This window comes from Burkholderia sp. Ac-20392 (assembly GCF_017104585.1).
Classification (GTDB): Bacteria; Pseudomonadota; Gammaproteobacteria; order Burkholderiales; family Burkholderiaceae; genus Burkholderia; species Burkholderia lata.
On the sequence record NZ_JAAGPB010001048.1, the window covers coordinates 1 to 804 of the forward strand.

The 804-nt window shown below is 71.3% G+C and carries 1 pseudogene; it reads left to right on the forward strand.

What is annotated here, in order from left to right:
- Positions 1-804, forward strand: a pseudogene (locus tag G3N99_RS40695) (nodulation protein NfeD); the annotation flags it as partial.

Genomic DNA, 804 nt, shown 5'->3' on the forward strand with positions numbered 1-804 from the left:
TCGTGCAGTTCGGCATCGGCGGCGCCGCGCCGCCGGGCGGGAACCCCGCTGTACCGCGGGCGCCGGCCGGAACCTCGGGGGCGTCAGGAGCGTCGGGGGCGTCCGATGCGACCGCCACGCAGGCCGCCCTGCCGACCGATACGCAATCGACCGAGATCCGCAAGGCGATGCAGGATGCCTCCGCGTATATCCGCGGCCTCGCGCAGTTGCGCGGGCGCAATGCCGAATGGGGCGAGCGCGCGGTGCGCGAGGCCGTGAGCCTGTCGGCGAACGAGGCGCGTACGCAGCATGTGGTCGACCTGATCGCGCAGGATCCGGCCGACCTGGCTCGCCAACTCGACGGCCACACCGTGACGACCACCGCCGGCACGGTGCGGCTCGCGACCGCCCATGCGCCGCTCGTCGTGCTCGAGCCTGACTGGCGCAGCCGCTTCCTGGCGATCATCGCCGACCCGAACGTCGCGCTGATCCTGCTGACGATCGGCATCTACGGCCTCTTCTTCGAGTTCGCGAACCCCGGCTTCGTACTGCCGGGCGTCGTCGGCACGATCTGCCTGCTGGTCGGGCTGTTCGCGATGCAGTTGCTGCCGATCAGCTATGCGGGTCTCGGCCTCGTGCTGCTCGGTCTCGGCTGCCTGGTCGCCGAGGCGTTCCTGCCGACCTTCGGCGTGCTCGGGTTCGGCGGGATCGTGTCGTTCACGATCGGCGCGCTGATGCTGATCGACACCGACGTGCCCGGCTACGGGATTCCGTGGCCCGTGATCGCGAGCCTCGCGCTCGGCGGCGGGCTGCTCGTCGCGGGTG